This window comes from Cutibacterium sp. KBN10P07758 (assembly GCF_050286205.1).
Classification (GTDB): Bacteria; Actinomycetota; Actinomycetes; order Propionibacteriales; family Propionibacteriaceae; genus Cutibacterium; species Cutibacterium acnes.
In genome coordinates, this window is record NZ_JBNNQV010000001.1 from 491,254 (window position 1) to 506,880 (window position 15,627).

Genomic DNA, 15,627 nt, shown 5'->3' on the forward strand with positions numbered 1-15,627 from the left:
CCTATCTCGTCATGGTCGGCGCGGATTGTTGCAAGGGCGCGCGTTATTTGGGAATACGCTCAGAACTCGAAAAAATAATGCTTCTATAAATAAACTCGTGGTAAACCAGAAAGTCACAGACAAGAACAGCATTACACCCGCCATGATACTCATCTTAGAAATGATCCATCGAGTATCATGAATATTATTTACTCGCGCACCCCCGAGTGCCCATCCGGCACAAGGAAACATCATTAATGGAAGCAGGTACAGGATAAACGCCTTAGTGCTGTATGCGGCACGAGCTGGCACATGGAGGGTATCTTGACTTGCAACTAGCGTATAAAAAGTGGCTGCCGTCATAATTCCTACTGCAGTCATCATTGCGGCACCGATCACCTTAATTCCATGCTCTATTTTTGCTGGATCCCCACGGGAAGTAAAGGACCGTTCCCATGCCCCGGTAATCCATCCAAGAATAGGCAACATCAATGCGACAAGATCCATTTTCGCTCGCCTCGAAGGGTCATTCGCGAACAAACCAGGAATCAAAAGCACGAGGACCCAGGCAACCCCGATGATGGCTCCGATGATGAGGCCGTTGAGGGGTGCGTGGCGGTATTGCTGTTCGTGTGTGTTTTTGTGGGTGGTCATCGTGGTGTCCTGGTGGTGTGGGGGTCGCAGGCGTCTCCGATGCCGTTGTGGTCGGTGTCGGTTTGGTCTTGGTTGGCTATGGTGGGGCAGTTGTCTTGTGTATCGGGTACGCCGTCGCCGTCTCGGGTGACCTGGATTGGGAAGGTGAGGGTGTCAGTGGTGCCGGTGGTATCGGTGATGCGCAGGTGTGCCTGGTATGTTCCGATTCGGGTGAGGGTGCGAGTGATCTCAGGCGTGGTGGTATCGATTTCGTAGTGTCGGTCACCGTCTAAGTCCCATTGCCAGCGGCGGATATGGCCAAAGGCTGTATACGACGAGGACGCGTCTAGGCTCAACGGGTTACCCCGGCGCACCTGGCTTTGCCCGATCACCGCGGCACGCATCCGCACCCCCGGCACCGAGGCCACCTGCGCAACACTCTCAGACAAGCTCGCACTCCTGACCGTTCTCGACAGGAGCGCATCATGGACCAACCCAGCAATCTTCTCATGACCGACCACATTCGGATGGTACCAATTCTTTTCATCTTGACTTGGCTCTGACAATATGACGCCATTTCCATTATATGAGTAGCCAGCGGTCTCAAAGACGGCGTTGATCCAACGTTGCGGATTCTGGTCACCGTTATGAACCAGCGGTTCGGGTTCGTGGGTGTTGAACAGGCTGGTGGTGGGGGTGTAGGTCACTTTGAGGGCATGGGTTTTGTTCCAGGCCTTGACTGTGGCGGTTTGTTTGGTGCGGAATTCGTCCTCGGCGGCCCGCACCCGAGTAGACGGCACGTCGCTTCCCGGGGCATCACGGTCCGCCCGGATGAGGTAGGGGTATCCGATCAGGATGACCCGTGTGTGAGCCGGATCGGCCAGCCGCTGCTGAATATGCGACAACAACGTCGTCGTTTTCGTCATCGTGGCATCAATCTTCTTGCGTGACGCATCAACAGAGCCGCCACATTCGGCTGCTGACCACACTCTTTCAATGAAGCAGTTTTCGACGACGCTGGTGAAGTCTAGGTCGTTGCCTCCGGCGGTCATGAGGACCACATGTGTGTGGGGATCCATTCCGTCGGCCTGACTGACAATAGTGTGGTCCCCGGTAGTGATTTGGGCGCCACTCCAGGCCCGCACATCAGTCTGAAACGTGGTATCGTCCCCGAACTCCCGATTCAACCGGCGCGTAAGCACCGAACCATAATTCTTAGGGCTGCGATACGACCCATCAGCCGGATACCCATCAACCAAGGTTCCGTTGCCTGCCGAGTAGGAGTCTCCCAGCACAGTCATCTTCACCAACCGGCGAGGCGGCACCCACCCATCAACCGTGACCGCCCGAGCCGGATTAGCACCAATAGTGTCCAACGACTGCAAACCCCGCAACACCGGAACCGCCTGCACCGTCGCCATCATCGTCCACGCGGGACTAACGACATTACTTGGGAACGAGCCGTCAACCTGCTGCTGACCGGCCAGCCACGCCTGACCCTTGACAGCCTGGTCTTTGTGGTTCGCGTCACCGGCCCGATACAAACCCGGTGCCACTCGCGTCGTCGCACGCACATTCGCACCGTGGTCTGGCCAACCCCACCCATCTGTCTGACGATCGGCATCCAACCGTTTGACAAGCGCCGCCTTGACAGCCGTAATCCCCTCCTGACCGTATGCTGTAGACACCACATGCGACAGGGCGGCGAGCATAAGACCATCAGTACTCGGATAATTCCGCCCGGGACGCGCCGAGACATAGTCGGTGATCGACTTGAATAGCTTCTGCGGGATCGGTTTGCCCAGCCGCTCCAACGCGATCATGTCCAACGCCTGATGAAACGGGCGCTCCTTGAGTGCCGAATCCGGCAACGACGTCACCGGCTTAGCGTAATCAGTTCCCCCATAGGTGGTCGGCTCGCCAGCTGCCAGCAAGGTGATCGTCACCTTCGCACACCCACCCACATTCTTAGAAGTGCAATACGACGGCCCCTTAGCCTTAATATCTTTCTTGATCATGCCGAAAAGCTTCGCATCGGTCTTGCCGGCAGAAATCAACGCCAGCGCCCCGTCCAACTCCGGACCCAAATCACCCTTCGTCAGATCAGCACTATGCCCGTTAATGTAGTCGGCTGCCTTACCGGCCTGGGCAGCGTAATCGGCGGGTTTCGGCCCACCCGCTGCTAGAGCCGGGACAGGCACCCCCCACCGTGCCAGTCACCACCGCAGCCACCACCAGCGAGCCCAACACTCGCCTACGTTTCGTTGTTGCTGCTTCTATCATCTTGTCCCTCCACGGAAACGTCCCGAGGGGACTCCACAGACAACACAGACGTTCACGCGTCGATGCCGACCCCGTAACCCGCAACGGAACCCCACACCACCCCCACGTGACCTGGTACCCCGACTCCCACACCACACAGGCATGGTCACGGTTACGCGACAGTGCCGGACTCCCACCAGCTTCCCCACACCACCTAGGCATCAACCCACCCATTAGGCCGACAACGAACATAGTACCTCCCACCAAGGTCACCCCCACATCGACCGGGCAGCAGCACTCAGAACCGCGAGGTACCGACGTTAGAATCGCGGTCGGCCTCGCCTCAGGGAGTTGTCAGCTCTGCACTTGCCAGGTGTCGCTGCCGAGTAGCAGCTGTTGCAGCGCGGCGTTACGGGAGCCAGGGTCGGTCGCATCCCCGGAAGCCAGTTTCACTTGGGCGCGAGCCTGATCGTCATAGGTGGGGCGGTCTACGTCGTAGAAGATCCCGACCGGGGTCTGGGTGACGACGGTGCCGTCGTCCAAGTGCGCCAACTCGAAGGCCAGCGACGGGTCGGCGCGATGGGAGTCGTGAACGAGCACGTGGTCCATGCCCACCTCGGCGACGTCAGCCACCGTTAACTCGCCGCTTACGGGGTCGCGCACCACGCCGCGGGAATTGTCAGCTCCGACGAGCACCGGCTCCCCATCAACCAGTCGGATGAGGTGCTGGGTGGCCTCGGGCCCCTTGTAGTCATCGAACGCCCCGTCATTGAAGATCGGGCAGTTCTGATACATCTCGACAAACGAGGTGCCCCGATGCTTGGCGGCGGCGGTGAGTACCTGGGCGAGATGCTTCCGATCAGAGTCGACGGCACGAGCTACGAAGGAGCAGCCCGCCCCCAACGCCACTGCCAACGGGTTGAACGGTGCGTCGATCGACCCCATCGGGGAGGACTTCGTAACTTTGCCAGCCTCCGAGGTAGGGGAGTACTGACCCTTCGTCAGACCGTAAATCCGGTTGTTAAACATGAGAATCGTCAGGTTGACGTTGCGTCGCATGGCGTGGATGAGGTGATTACCCCCGATCGACAGCGCGTCGCCGTCGCCAGTGATGACGAACACGGCCAGGTCGGGACGCGACACCGCCACACCCGTCGCAATAGCCGGGGCACGGCCATGGATCGAGTGCATACCGTAAGTATTCATATAATACGGGAAGCGGGAGGAACAGCCGATCCCCGAGATAACGACGGCGTTCTCTTTGGCGATACCCAGGTTGGGCAGCACACCCTGGAAGGTGGACAAGATCGCGTAATCGCCACATCCGGGGCACCAACGCACCTCCTGGTCAGAGGCGAAGTCCCGACGCTTGAGCGGCTCAATCGCCAACGGCACATCCGCCAGGCCGGCGGGACGATCCTCGGTGGTGATGTCAGTCATCTCAGGCCTCCCTCGTATCGTCGCTACCCTTGCTGTCACCACAGTGGCGACACAACTCATCGCACAGGTCCACCGGCGAGATTGGTAGCCCGCGCACCCGCGAGATCGTCTTGACGTCGATGAGGTACTTCGAGCGCAACAGCATCGCGAATTGGCCGGTGTTCATTTCGGGGACGACGATCTGCCGGTATCGACGCAACACGTCACCCAGATCCTCCGGTAGCGGGTTAAGGTGGCGCACGTGAGCCTGGGCGATGGACAGGCCGCGAGCACGTACTCGGCGTACGGCGGCGGTGATCGGGCCGTACGCGGAACCCCATCCGAGCACGAGCACGTCGGCGTCACCGGAAGGATCGTCGACGGCAGTCGGAGGAATGGTCTTTGCGATGCCTTTCACCTTGGCAGCCCGAGTGGCCACCATCTCCTCGTGGTTGGCCGGGTCATAGGAGATCGCGCCGGTGTGGGCTGACTTCTCCAGACCACCGACGCGGTGCTCCAGACCTTTGGTGCCGGGCAGCGCCCACGGACGCGCTAAGGTTTGCGGGTCACGGCGGTAAGGCATAAACCGCGGCGAGCCGTCGGCAGCGGTGGTGTTCGGCTCGGTCGCGAAATGGGGGTCAATGCGCGGGATCTCAGCCAGATCAGGCACCTTCCACGGCTCCGCACCGTTGCCAAGGTAGCCGTCAGAAAGCATGATCACGGGGGTGCGATAGGTCACCGCGATACGGCAAGCCTCCAGCGCAGTGTCGAAGCAATCCGACGGGGACTTCGCTGCGAGCACCGGGACGGGAGATTCGCCATTGCGTCCAAACATTGCCTGTAGCAGGTCGGCCTGCTCAGGTTTGGTCGGCATACCGGTGGAGGGTCCGGCGCGCTGCACGTCGACGACCACCAGCGGCAGCTCCGTCATGACGGCCAAGCCGATGGCCTCGGACTTGAGGCTCATGCCGGGGCCCGACGTCGTTGTCACGCCCAGCGAACCGGAAAAGGAAGCACCGATGGCAGAACTGACCCCAGCGATCTCGTCCTCGGCCTGGAAGGTGACGACGTTGTGGGCCTTGCGCTTAGACAGCTCGTGGAGGATGTCGGAGGCCGGGGTGATGGGGTAGGAGCCTAAGAACAGCTGCAGCCCGGCCCGGTTGGCACCCGTGATGAGACCGTACGCGGTGGCGAGATTGCCGGTGACCTGACGGTAGGTGCCTTCGGGCATCGGGGCCGGGGCCACCTCGTAGCGCACCCGGAATAGTTCGCACGTCTCGCCGTAGGCATGCCCGGCCTTGAGCGCGGCAAAGTTGGCGTCCCGAATGTCCGGCTTGGAAGCGAACTTGCTAGCTAGGAACTTCTCCGAGGGGCCGAGGGGACGTCCGTATAGCCAGGTCAGCAGTCCGAGGGCGAACATGTTTTTGGCGCGCTCAGAATTCTTGCGGCCAAGGTTGAAAGGTTCGACGGCAGCTACGGCCAGCCCGGTGAGGTTGAGCTCGACGACCTGGTAGGACTCCAGCGTGCCGTCATTGCGCGGATCCTCGGTGTATCCGGCTTTTTTGAGATTTTTCGCGGTGAACTCGGCGGAGTCGAGGATGATGAGTCCGCCGCGGCGGATGTCGCCGAGGTTCGCGGCCAAGGCGGCGGGGTTCATGACGACCAAGACGTCAGGTTGGTCACCCGGGGTGGCGATGTCGTAATTGGCGAAGTGCACCTGGAAACTTGAGACGCCGGGGATCGTGCCCTGGGGGGCGCGGATCTCGGCAGGGAAGTTCGGCAAGGTCGAAATGTCGTTGCCATGGATGGCGGACTCGGCGGTGAAGCGGTCGCCGGTCAACTGCATGCCGTCGCCGGAATCGCCGGCGAATCGAATGACTACTCGGTCGAGGGGCTGGACCTCTCGCTCGTCAGTGGTGTGATGTGCCGTGTCGGTGGAAGGCACTCTGACCTCTTTTCTCGTCGCGGGATTCCGTTGTTGACGTGTCATATGGGTGGCGGACGACCGCACCGACGATGCGCGTCTGGATGCTTCGGAACCAGCTACTAACGCTACCATCGAGCCTTTGCTTATCGAACTTCGGTCCCGGCTGCGCGCTGCCACGCGAATGTGATGAACAGTATCCTCGGTAGGATGACCTGGTGAAGTTCATCGACTGGTTCGCCGACGGATCCGTGTACGTCGTCGACCTCGCGCTGGCCTGCTGTGGGGTCGAGAGTGGGGCTGCCGTGTTGGCCAACGCTCCGGTGCGCGAAGAGATCCCAGACGGCGCCCCGATAGTGGTGCTCGTTTCCGGGACGGTGACAACTGGTCTGGCGCCCGTGGTGTCTGACACTGTCCATGAACTCAAGCGCAACCATCCCGTTGACGTGGTGGCTTTTGGAGCGTGCGCCTGTGCAGGCGGACCGTACTGGGATTCAGCTGGTGTTGTCGCTGGACTTCCGGATGCGGGGGTCGACGCCGATCACTGGATTCCGGGCTGTCCCCCCGGACCTGAAACGCTCACCGGGTTGTTGGCCTCGTCCCGGGAGGCCGCATGACGACCAGCGATGTCCCTGCAATCGGCTGGCACGACGCTGTTGCCCAGGCGGTGTCCACTCACCCGTGGCTGGCTCATCTGACGGCCATCGACGGGACAGGGGAGCGCGGCCAGGATCCCGACATCATCGTGGTTTGTCGCCTCGAGAATCATGACGGCGACGACGTGACTATCTCCACCCGTGTGCCTCGTGACGGCGGGACCTTGGACTCGATTGTCGGCGTGCTGGCCGGGGCATCCTGGTATCAGCGGGAGATCCACGACTTTTTTGGTGTGAGGTTTGTCGGCCCTGGGGCAGATGATCGTGCCCTCCTTGTCCACGATGCACCGAAACCGCCCCTGCGCAAGGAAGCTGTGTTGGCGCAGCGAGCTGACACCGTGTGGCCGGGTGCGGCTGACCAGGCTGGCTCGAAGTCCGCGAGTCGACGTCTGCCGGTCGGCGTTCCTGACCCTGAGACGTGGCGGCGTATCAAAGACGGTGAGGATATTCCGGATGCCGAGGTCATCGCGGCCATGTCTGGCCGGCGCCCGCGATCAGCTGCCCGTCGAATGGCAAGCACGGCGTCAGGCAGGCAGGCATGAGACATTCGGCTATCAACCTTGACGTCGACGCGTGCACCTCCTGCATGATCTGTGCCCGCGAGTGTCCGGCTTGGTGCATCACCATCGACGCTCACCACGAAGCGGTTCCGGACTGCGATGCTCGCCGTCCCCGCACGGTAGCCGTTCTCGACGAGTTCGCTATCGACTGGGGGCTGTGCATGTATTGCGGCATGTGCATCGAGTCCTGCCCGTTTGACGCCCTGTCCTGGAGTGACAAGCGTGTTTCGGAATCGTTGTCGCGCACCGATTTGGTCAGCGCGTGGGGATTGGACGGTGATCGGTGAAGCAGCCGGTTGGGCGGCGGCGACGGATCAGATGGCTTGCCTATGTGCGCGCCTGGAGGTCCTGGTCGGTCCTGGAAGGGCTGGTCGGGACGATTCTCATCACGGCCGGATCACTGACCCCGGCCTATCTGCCACTGAACTCGCCATGGTGGTCTCGACTAAACGAGGCTGGTTTACGCGGATCAACGTGGCGTATCGTCGGGACCTTGCTTGTCCTCGTCGGCGTTGGTTTGCTGGTCGATTCCTGGCTGCGCCTGCGGCCTGGTCGCGAGCCGCGTGACCTTACTGCGGAACCGCTGCCGAAGCATGCGCGTCGATGCTTTAAACACCTTCCAGGTATTCGTGCTGGACTACACCCGTGGGCTGTACTCGGCGTGTGGGGTCTGCCTTTCCTACTCGCTCCACCCATCTTCAGCCACGACGCCTACTCCTATGCTGCCCAGGGCTGGCTGCTGGAAAACGGCATCAGCCCCTATGAGGGGTATCCCGGGTTGCTACCTGGGGCCTTCGCCGACCAAGTTGCCCAGGAATGGCGTTATACCAAGACCCCCTACGGTCCTTTAGCCCTCGTCGTCCAACATGGGATCGTCCACCTCACTGGGGACAATCCCTACTGGTCGTCGGTCTTTATGCGTGTTCCGGCTCTCTTAGGCGTTATCGCTATAGGGTTGTTGTTGTCCCGGGTGGCGCGTCGAGTCGGACGAGACCCGCACTTTGCAGCCTGGTTCTCCACCCTCAACCCCATCCTCGTGGTGGACTTCATCGGGGGAGCACATAATGACGCCCTCATGATGGGGCTGGTTGTTATCGGGTTGTGGATTGCTTGCATGACGAGCTGGTCATGGGCGATTGGCGCGGTACTTGTCGGGGGCGCGGCGGCCGTCAAACAGCCGGCATTTATGGTCGCAGTTGCTCTGCCGCTGATCCGTCATCCTATGGCGTCGTGGCATCCGCGCCACCTTTTCCCGGCTTTGGGGCGAACGGTAGGGTCCCTCACTATCTCGGTGGCTGTTTTTTCGGGTATTTCGTGGGCATCGGGTTTAGGGTTTGGCTGGTACCACGCCGTCAACGTTCCTGGTATGGTGTTGACGGTGTCGCCCTTCACTCTGGTCGGCATGGGTGTGCGAATGGTGCTTGGTTCCTTTGGCGCACATCAAGCAGCGGCAGCTGTCATTCCGATTTCTCAGGCCATTGGCATGCTCGTCGGTGTGTTTCTGTTGGTGGTCATGGCCGTCCGGTTGCTACCGTGCAAGCCGCTGTCTTTCCTGGCGCTGGGATTTCTTGCCGTGGCATTATGTGCCCCAGCACTGCATTCCTGGTATGTGCTGTGGGGGGCGCTGCTACTGCCCCTGATCGACGAAGCTGCCCGCTTCGTTCGCCCTGCGGTGTGGACCACCGTCATCATGTTGTCCTTCGATGCGGTCAACCTGTCCTGGCGCAATAGTGCCGCAGCTCTTGGTGTTGCGCTGGTCCTGGTGCTGGCGGCCCGCCTGGTGTGGCACGAACACAGCCTGGGACAAGGGTGGACGCACAAAGACGTTCACGTTCCGCACCCCACAAGGTCCATTGACTGTTAGAGCGCCCGGTATGCAGCGGATAGTTCGATGGCGGTAGCCGTGGTTGTTGGGAGCGGAAAGTGACGACGCGAGTTCTTGACGTGGCAGGCTGGGGATATGGATGAGGTGAAGATCAGCGGTACCGACGATGTCACGATCATCTTGGACCGTCCCCGAGCGATCAACTCGTTATCTGGTGAGATGCTGGGGGCTATTGGGGAGGCCGTCAAGGGATCGCCGCGCAGCATCGATCTATCCGGTGCGGGAGAGCGCGGCTACTGTTCGGGAGCTGACATTCGCGAGCTCAGATCGTTGGTATTAAAGGATCCCGAGGCCGCTGGTGACTGGTTGGATGGTGAGTACGACGTTGACGCTGCCATTGCTGAGGTGCATTCGGGGACCGCGCATCTGCATGGCATTTCCATGGGCGGCGGGCTTGGGTTGGCACTGCGCCTTAAGCGGGTCGAGGCTCGCGACGACCTCGTCCTTGCGATGCCGGAAACGGGTATTGGTCTATGGCCTGACGTGGGTGCGTGTTTCGAGCTCTCTCGGGCCCCGCGCCTTGTCGGCCGCCATATAGCCATGACCGGGGCCTTCATCGATGCGGCTTCGGCGCTGTGGGCCGGTTTGGTAGATGAGGTCGTCGACGCCGACGGCGAGCCCGTTGACGTCGATCCGGTCGCTTGTCAGTTGGCGCGCGATGCGGTGTGGATTCAGGAGTGTTATGACACTGATGATCCCGTCGAGGTGTGTCGTCGATTGGCTGATCGTCCCGAGCCGGCCGCGCGTAAGACGGCTGAGCACATCGCGACGCGCTGTCCGTTGTCGGTAGCTGTCGCATTGGCCGCTGTCGTGAGGGCTGAATCCGCGTCAGGTCTTGGCGAGGTGTTGGAGACTGATCGTGCTCTGGGGCGGTCCTTTATGCGCAATTCGGACTTTTGTGAGGGGGTGCGCGCCCAGCTGGTCGACAAGGACCGCAACCCGCATTGGTCCCACGAGAGCGTGGCTGACGTGCCCGCTCGTCAGGTTGAGGGGATGTTCGACCCGTCCTGACTTACAGGTCATAGTCGACGACTACTGCTGCGTGGTCGGAGGTGCGCTCGGAGTAGGAGGGGTCACGATCAATCTCGGCCGTGATGGCTTTGCTCGCCAACTCTGGTGACGCCAGGTGGTAGTCGATACGCCAGCCCGCGTCATTAACGAAGGCCTTGCCGCGCCAGCTCCACCACGAGTAGGGCCCGTTGGTGTCGGGGTGCTGGGCGCGCACAACGTCAATGAGGGTGTCGGGGGACAGGATGGTGTCAAACCACTGCCTCTCTTCGGGTAGGAATCCCTCATTGCGCTGGTTGGCTTTCCAGTTCTTGAGGTCGGCGTTTTCGTGGGCGATGTTGAAGTCACCCATAACGAGGAAGTGACGGCCTTGGGTGGTGCATTCTTGGCGGCGTCGGACTAGGTGGTCGCGGAACCCTGTCAGGAAGGCCATTTTGCGGTCCTGCTTGGCGATGGTTTTCTCGTTGGCTGGATCCGGGGTGGCGCCTTTGGGCAGGTAGAGGCAAGCGACGGTGAGGGGAGTATCGGCCAGGTCGACCTCGATGTAACGTCCCTCGTCGGCGAAGGGCAGCAATTCGGTGGGGAGGCCGTCGGTGTTGCCTGTGAGTGCCTGTGCGGGTGTAGGAGCCTGGCCGGGTGCCATGACGAGGTGGGTTCCCCAGGACCGGACCTCGGCCGGGGCGGTACGGGTGAGGAGAGCGACGCCGTTGCGTCCGGCCAGCGAGCCGGGTGCCCAGGAGACGTGACGGTCGCCGAAGGCTCCTTCGGGTAGGTCGGCAGGACGGCAACGCACTTCTTGCAGTCCGATTACGTCGCAGTCACGAGCCTCCATCCTCTCGGAGAATCCCCGCTTCAGGGCAGCTCGGATACCGTTGATGTTGAAGCTGGCGATGCGCATATGCAGGAGTGTGTCACACGCGGAGTACGGAGGCGGTTGTCCTGGGCGATCTCGTGCAACCGGTGACGTCTCTGGTGGTGGGTGGTACGAGTGCGGCCTGATTCACATACCAATTGGTCATGACTGCGGCCTGCCTGCTAATATTATCGATCGCTGGTTAACGCCAGCACGGCAGGTTGCCCGAGTGGCCAAAGGGAGCGGTCTGTAAAACCGTCGGTTTCGCCTACGTTGGTTCGAATCCAACACCTGCCACGCAACCCCCCGGGTCGGATGGATTCGGGGGTTGGTTTCGCCATAACCGGGTCTCGGGCTGACATTGGTCGGTTGGAGATGTGATGAGGCGGGACGGCTCGGTTCGACTGAAAGCCGGTTTCGGGGTTTAATCCCGGGGGTTGAGGAGACTCGGGTTCTGATTTGCCAACGGTCGAAAGCTCGTGTAGTTTTCTCATCCGTTGCCCCTATAGCTCAGTAGGCAGAGCGTCTCCATGGTAAGGAGAAGGTCAGCAGTTCGATTCTGCTTGGGGGCTCTGAGTGTGAATCGGCCCCACTCGCCCGGTGGGCCGGGCCAAGATGCGGTGCCGAGGATCACATTGGCGGGGTAGCTCAGGGGTAGAGCAAGCGGCTCATAATCGCTGTGTCGCGGGTTCGATTCCCGCTCCCGCTACCAATTTAACCGGGGAAACTCGGGAGCGCACACTCCATACGGCTCGAAAGTAGGAAAGATGGCCAAGAAGTCCGGCGACGTTCGCCCGAAGATCACGCTCGCCTGCACCGAGTGCAAGGAGCGCAACTACATCACCAAGAAGAACCGCCGAAACAATCCTGATCGCATGGAGATGGCGAAGTTCTGCCCGCGCTGCCGCAAGCACACCGCGCACCGCGAGACCCGCTGAGACCGGGACCTGAACCCAAGAACCTTAAACGAGGGGCTGCTTTAGAGGCGGCCCCTCGTGCTGTGTGTTATGAGCAATTAAATGCTCCGAGGTATTCTGTGGCGGCGGGGTCTGGGATAGCCTGACGACATGTCGATCAGTTCTCATGACGTTGGGCGCACCTACCCGACGACAGACCCGTACCTTGTTACCGCAGAGAAAATCCGGGAGCTTGCCACTGCTTTGGGGGATAACGCTCCGGCCTATCGAGGCGACGACCCCATTGCTCCGCCCACCTTCGCGATGGTGTTGGCGTCTCGGGCGTGGGAGGCGTTGTTCGACGACGAGCAGCTTGACCTGCGCCTGGAGCACATGATCCACACTGACCAGTCCTTTCACTGGATCCGTCCGCTTCATGAAGGCGACGAGGTGACAGCCGCCCTCACTATCACTTCTGTGCGTACCCGAGGCAATACCGACATCATCGGCATTAACGTCTCGTTGGATCACGTCGACGGCGAGCACTTGGGCAATGCCACTTCAACGTTGTGGCATACCCGTCCAGAGGGGAACGCATGAGCGTACAGCTGTCGGAGGGGCAGACTTTCGGCCCGCGAGCCATCAACGTTACTCGGACTACTCTGGTCCGTTACGCAGGCGCATCCGGCGACTTTAACCCCATCCACTACAGTGATCGAGCTGCCCGCGAGGCCGGCATGGACGGAGTTATCGCCCACGGTATGTGGACTATGGGTGCGGCTCTTGGCACTGTCATCGATTGGGTCGGCGGCCCTGAGCGGGTGGTTTCGCAGCGAGCGCGCTTCACCCGACCGGTCCAGGTTCCGGATACCGAGGGGGGCACCGCTATCGAGGTCGCCGCCACGGTGCGCAAGGTCAGCGAGGAGGCGGCGACTCTGGCTGTCGACGTCAAGTGCGATGGCCAATCGGTCCTGGGCCGGGTCGAAGTGGTCGTAAGGCAGGGGGAGCAATGAGCACCACGGTCATTGGCCCCTACGAGGACGACGACCCCACTGAGGCCTGCAGCACGATTCATCACGAGGTCATTGGAACGACGACTTGTCTGTCCGGTGGCGAGGACGTGCCGCTGGCCCCCCTGACGACCTTGAAGGTGGGTGGCCCGGCGCGTCACCTTGTCATCGCGACGACCCACGACGAACTCTTGGCAACTGTTCGTGACTGTGATCGGCGCGGCGAGCCGTGCCTGGTGCTCGGCGGTGGCTCGAATGTCCTCGTCGGTGACAATGGGTTCGACGGCACCGTCGTCCGCGTCGCTACCTCGGGACTGTCCGCGGAGGTGTCATCGTGTGGGGGTGCCTTGGTGACGGTCGCCGCAGGCCAGGTTTGGGACGATTTCGTTGTCCATGCCATTGAGCAGGAATGGATCGGCCCGGAGTTTCTCTCTGGCATCCCCGGTCTCGTCGGGTCGACGCCCATCCAGAACGTCGGTGCGTACGGCGTCGAAGTGGGGGAGTTTATCGCGCGGGTGCGTACGTGGGACCGCGTCGACGATACTCAGCGCACTTTTACCGCTGACCAATGTGATTTCGGGTATCGCTCGAGCCGTTTCAAGGCTGAGCCCGATCGCTACGTCGTCCTCGACGTCACCATGCAATTCAACCTCGGTACCCGCTCTCTGCCAGTCCGCTACGCCGAATTAGCGCGACGTTTGGGGGTAGAGCCGGGGGAGAGGGTCGATACCTCCCAGGTGCGTGAGACGGTGTTAGCGGTCCGTGCCGGCAAAGGGATGGTCCTCAACCCCAATGACCATGACACCTGGAGTGCCGGGTCCTTTTTCACCAACCCCCTGGTGTCTCCGGACCAGGTTCCGGAAGGGGCCCCGGCCTTCGCCCAGTCCGACGGTCGGGTCAAGACGAGTGCGGCCTGGCTTATTGACCACGCCGGTTATGGTAAGGGGTTCAAAGTGGCTGAGGACGCGCCAGCGAGTTTGTCGACCAAACATGTCCTGGCTTTGACGAATCGTGGCGGTGCCAGTTCAGGCGACTTCACCACCCTCGCACGCACTGTTATTGACGGAGTCCGCGACGTTTATGGGATCACCTTGGTGCCCGAGCCGCGCTTGATCGGCTGCACGATCTGACGCGTCCTAGCATTGCCAGACGCCACGACCCTTCAAGCCTTACTGCAGCAGGGCTGGAGGGTCGCGTGTTGTCCTGAACTGGCGAGGGGACAGAATTAGGAGCATGACCACCCCGTTGATTGACCTGTCCCACGATGACCTGTCCGCCCTGCATCAGCAGCTGAGCAGCGAGCATGCCGACCTCGTCGCCCGTGGTGTCTGTCTCAACATCACCCGTGGCAAGCCTTCTCCAGCTCAGCTTGACCTCAACGCAGACTTACTGACGATTGACGTCTCTTCTCATGCCGAGGACGGCCGCGACGTTCGTAACTACGGCGGTAACCGAGGTCTCCCTGAGATTCGCCGTATTTTCGGTGAGTTGTTGGGCGTCGACGTCGACCACATCATTGCTGCCGACAATTCCAGTTTGTCGATCATGCATGATCTGGCGATGTTCGCTTTCGTTCACGGTATTGCCGGACAGAAACCCTGGTCCGGCCAGAACGTCAAGTTCATCGCCCCCGTTCCCGGTTACGACCGGCATTTTGCCATCTGCGAGCATCTGGGTATTGACATGATCCCAGTGGAGCTGGGAGAGCATGGCCCTGACGTCGACGAGGTTGCGAAGCTAGCTGCCGATCCGTTGGTCAAGGGCATGTGGGTCGTGCCGATGTACGCCAACCCGAATGGCGCCATTTACGACGAGCGCACAGTCCGGGCTTTGGTATCCATGCCGACAGCGCCAGATTTCCGTATCTGGTGGGATAACGCCTATGCCCTGCACCACCTCACCGACACTGAGCACCCTGCCCTGCCGGTGCTCCAGTGGGCTGAGGAAGCGGGCAACCCGGACCGTGTTTTCGAGCTGGCCTCAACGTCCAAGATCACCTTCGCTGGTGACGGCGTTTCCTTCCTGGCTTCTTCTAAGGCCAACCTCGACTGGTACCTGGGACACGCAGCAGTCCGCTCGATTGGCCCTGACAAGGTTAATCAATTGCGTCATGCGCAGTACTTGCGTGACGCTGAGGGGGTCCGCAAGCTCATGCGTGCCCATCGCGAGATCCTTGCCCCGAAGTTCGCTGTCGTTAATGAGGTCCTCACTCATCGTCTGGGCGGACGTGGTGTCGCATCCTGGACTCACCCGACTGGTGGTTACTTCATCACCCTCGACGTTATGGACGGTACCGCGTCACGAGTTGTTGCCCTGGCCAAGGAAGCTGGTATCGCGTTGACACCAGCTGGAGCGTCTCACCCGTTGCACCGCGATCCGCACGATCGCACGATTCGTCTGGCCCCGTCGTTTCCTGGCATGGACGAGCTGCGTGCGGCCATGGAGGGTGTGTCGACTTGCGTCTTGCTCGCAGCTAGCGAGAAGCTGCTGAAGGGCTGAAGCCGATTACAAAAGCAGCCTGATGAAAGGCTTACAGCGGCCC

15 protein-coding genes and 3 tRNA genes are annotated in these 15,627 nt (G+C 61.0%); 13 read left to right on the forward strand and 5 right to left on the reverse strand.

Annotated features, from left to right (window positions below; all coding sequences use genetic code 11):
* Positions 1 to 9: 9 nt before the first annotated feature.
* From ACOYO3_RS02430 to ACOYO3_RS02445, 4 genes are all read right to left on the reverse strand, one after another.
* Positions 10 to 633 (reverse strand): hypothetical protein, encoded by a 624-nt coding sequence (locus ACOYO3_RS02430; protein WP_014172561.1) that lies wholly within the window; start codon positions 631 to 633, stop codon positions 10 to 12.
* Entirely contained in the window at positions 630 to 2,813 is a 2,184-nt protein-coding gene (locus ACOYO3_RS02435; protein ID WP_002545417.1) for a PKD domain-containing protein, read from the reverse strand. The genes ACOYO3_RS02430 and ACOYO3_RS02435 overlap by 4 nt, the downstream gene beginning before the upstream one ends.
* 415 nt (positions 2,814 to 3,228) lie before the next feature.
* The gene (locus ACOYO3_RS02440) at positions 3,229 to 4,314 is read right to left on the reverse strand and encodes a 2-oxoacid:ferredoxin oxidoreductase subunit beta (protein ID WP_002525167.1); all 1,086 of its coding nucleotides are present in this window, start codon (positions 4,312 to 4,314) and stop codon (positions 3,229 to 3,231) included.
* Position 4,315: 1 nt separating this feature from the next.
* Positions 4,316 to 6,283 (reverse strand): 2-oxoacid:acceptor oxidoreductase subunit alpha, encoded by a 1,968-nt coding sequence (locus tag ACOYO3_RS02445; RefSeq protein WP_002525166.1) that lies wholly within the window; start codon positions 6,281 to 6,283, stop codon positions 4,316 to 4,318.
* A 152-nt stretch (positions 6,284 to 6,435) separates the two neighbouring features.
* On the opposite strand from ACOYO3_RS02445, the gene ACOYO3_RS02450 reads away from it, so the two are divergent.
* The 5 genes from ACOYO3_RS02450 (at position 6,436) to ACOYO3_RS02470 (ending at position 10,329) form a co-directional block, all read left to right on the forward strand.
* Entirely contained in the window at positions 6,436 to 6,834 is a 399-nt protein-coding gene (locus ACOYO3_RS02450; RefSeq protein WP_002516075.1) for an NADH dehydrogenase, read from the forward strand.
* Positions 6,831 to 7,415 carry an NADH-quinone oxidoreductase subunit C gene (locus ACOYO3_RS02455; RefSeq protein WP_002516021.1) on the forward strand — a complete coding sequence of 195 codons (585 nt, stop codon included), beginning with the start codon at positions 6,831 to 6,833 and terminating at the stop codon, positions 7,413 to 7,415. Before ACOYO3_RS02450 ends, ACOYO3_RS02455 begins: the two co-directional genes overlap by 4 nt.
* Positions 7,412 to 7,720 carry a 4Fe-4S binding protein gene (locus tag ACOYO3_RS02460; RefSeq protein WP_002516088.1) on the forward strand — a complete coding sequence of 103 codons (309 nt, stop codon included), beginning with the start codon at positions 7,412 to 7,414 and terminating at the stop codon, positions 7,718 to 7,720. Before ACOYO3_RS02455 ends, ACOYO3_RS02460 begins: the two co-directional genes overlap by 4 nt.
* Positions 7,717 to 9,297: a polyprenol phosphomannose-dependent alpha 1,6 mannosyltransferase MptB gene (mptB, locus tag ACOYO3_RS02465; protein ID WP_014167066.1), complete on the forward strand. Its 1,581-nt coding sequence runs from the start codon at positions 7,717 to 7,719 to the stop codon at positions 9,295 to 9,297. Before ACOYO3_RS02460 ends, mptB begins: the two co-directional genes overlap by 4 nt.
* Before the next feature lie 96 nt (positions 9,298 to 9,393).
* Positions 9,394 to 10,329: an enoyl-CoA hydratase/isomerase family protein gene (locus ACOYO3_RS02470; RefSeq protein WP_002515985.1), complete on the forward strand. Its 936-nt coding sequence runs from the start codon at positions 9,394 to 9,396 to the stop codon at positions 10,327 to 10,329.
* Between the two features lies 1 nt (position 10,330).
* On the opposite strand, the gene ACOYO3_RS02475 is transcribed toward ACOYO3_RS02470, so the two are convergent.
* Positions 10,331 to 11,224 carry an exodeoxyribonuclease III gene (locus ACOYO3_RS02475; protein WP_002515952.1) on the reverse strand — a complete coding sequence of 298 codons (894 nt, stop codon included), beginning with the start codon at positions 11,222 to 11,224 and terminating at the stop codon, positions 10,331 to 10,333.
* 170 nt (positions 11,225 to 11,394) lie between these two features.
* Between ACOYO3_RS02475 and ACOYO3_RS02480 the strand changes: the two genes are divergently transcribed.
* The 8 genes from ACOYO3_RS02480 to ACOYO3_RS02515 all read left to right on the forward strand — a co-directional run bounded on the left by ACOYO3_RS02480 (position 11,395) and on the right by ACOYO3_RS02515 (position 15,584).
* A tRNA-Tyr gene (locus tag ACOYO3_RS02480) sits at positions 11,395 to 11,476 on the forward strand.
* Between the two features lie 202 nt (positions 11,477 to 11,678).
* Positions 11,679 to 11,751: transfer RNA gene (locus ACOYO3_RS02485), tRNA-Thr, on the forward strand.
* Between the two features lie 65 nt (positions 11,752 to 11,816).
* Positions 11,817 to 11,891, forward strand: a tRNA-Met gene (locus ACOYO3_RS02490).
* 55 nt (positions 11,892 to 11,946) lie between these two features.
* Entirely contained in the window at positions 11,947 to 12,117 is a 171-nt protein-coding gene (gene rpmG / locus ACOYO3_RS02495; protein ID WP_002514900.1) for a 50S ribosomal protein L33, read from the forward strand.
* Between the two features lie 129 nt (positions 12,118 to 12,246).
* Complete coding sequence (locus tag ACOYO3_RS02500) at positions 12,247 to 12,675, forward strand: FAS1-like dehydratase domain-containing protein (protein ID WP_002514899.1); 429 nt, start codon at positions 12,247 to 12,249, stop codon at positions 12,673 to 12,675.
* Entirely contained in the window at positions 12,672 to 13,088 is a 417-nt protein-coding gene (locus ACOYO3_RS02505) for a MaoC family dehydratase (RefSeq protein WP_002517590.1), read from the forward strand. Before ACOYO3_RS02500 ends, ACOYO3_RS02505 begins: the two co-directional genes overlap by 4 nt.
* Entirely contained in the window at positions 13,085 to 14,215 is a 1,131-nt protein-coding gene (locus ACOYO3_RS02510; RefSeq protein WP_002516000.1) for a UDP-N-acetylmuramate dehydrogenase, read from the forward strand. The genes ACOYO3_RS02505 and ACOYO3_RS02510 overlap by 4 nt, the downstream gene beginning before the upstream one ends.
* A gap of 103 nt (positions 14,216 to 14,318) precedes the next feature.
* The gene (locus ACOYO3_RS02515) at positions 14,319 to 15,584 is read left to right on the forward strand and encodes an aminotransferase class I/II-fold pyridoxal phosphate-dependent enzyme (RefSeq protein WP_002516082.1); all 1,266 of its coding nucleotides are present in this window, start codon (positions 14,319 to 14,321) and stop codon (positions 15,582 to 15,584) included.
* Positions 15,585 to 15,627 lie beyond the last annotated feature (43 nt).